This window comes from Paenibacillus sp. 2TAB19, from assembly GCF_052115185.1.
Lineage (GTDB): Bacteria > Bacillota > Bacilli > Paenibacillales > Paenibacillaceae > Pristimantibacillus.
On record NZ_JBFRGE010000202.1, the window covers coordinates 1 to 1,156 of the forward strand.

At 41.9% G+C, this 1,156-nt stretch carries 1 tRNA gene and 1 rRNA gene; both read left to right on the top strand.

Annotated features, from left to right (window positions below):
* A 23S ribosomal RNA gene (locus AB4Z33_RS30985) occupies nucleotides 1–86 on the top strand; the annotation flags it as partial.
* 107 nt (nucleotides 87–193) lie between these two features.
* Nucleotides 194–276: transfer RNA gene (locus tag AB4Z33_RS30990), tRNA-Leu, on the top strand.
* Nucleotides 277–1,156: the final 880 nt, after the last annotated feature.

Here is a 1,156-nt window from a genome sequence, read left to right on the forward strand (position 1 = left end):
TGAAGACGACGAGGTTGATAGGTTCGGGGTGGAAGCACAGCAATGTGTGTAGCTGACGAATACTAATCGGTCGAGGGCTTATCCTAAAAGGCTTATATGGTCCATACAACCTGTAGGCAACAGCTAAAGTTCAGCAGCAACATCTTTCGTATCCAGTTTTCAGGGCGCAATGTCTTGAATAAACTTTACTCATGCGCGTATGGCGGAATTGGCAGACGCACCAGACTTAGGATCTGGCGGGCGACCGTGGGGGTTCAAGTCCCTCTACGCGCACCATACTTTTTACAAACAAGTTCTTGCTGAGCAAGGGCTTTTTTTGTTTTGACTATTCTAAAAACACAAAGTCAAATTAGCCACCCACGAAGGGTGGTTTTTTTGCTTCGAGAATGGGGTGAAACGTTTAGAACAATGTGCGAGTCTGTACCACAAGAAGAAAAAGTCAGTAGTAACATTCATAAGCCGAATGTAGATTCCAAATCTGCTCCTGTCGCTGCAGCTCCTGCCGCATCACGAAACGTATTGAATGATGTCCGTGAGTCAATTACAACAATACAATTGACGGACTTCTTATTGTGAGGCTGCTCAAAAATCCTTTAGAAAGCCTCTCTCTTAATCCTAGCAGGGATCTAGTATAAGGAATTTGTAGCTTCAGTAGTTGGATTCTTTATTTGGTCATTTATCATTGGGACCAAGCTTCAAAATTTATTCAATAGCATTTTTGGATTTGGCGGTTTTGGTGGCCTCATGGATTCAGGAAGGATTAGTACTGCAATTGTAGGAAAAATGTTTCTTATGTCCTTATTTTCGATCATCTCGCTTTTTGTGGGACTTTCCGCAATTGGTATTTGGAAGGGAAGTCAACGTCATTCCTTCAATACCATAATCATTAAGCTTGGTGGAGCCCAATACATGGCCGGAGCTGGATTTCTGATCGCAGCAGTATTAGCTCTTCTGAGTATCAAGCTTTCGCTATTCGTACTTATTATTACGTTGTTATCCATGCTGATCTTAACGGTAACTGCTTCAATCGAGTTGTTCGAGGTAACGAGGGAACGTCGTACACTCTATATTGTTTCATCAATCGCGAGTTACTCTCTTTTGTTAATGTTGTTGGGTTCAATTACGATCTAGATTTAATAATTATAGAGGCTAATCC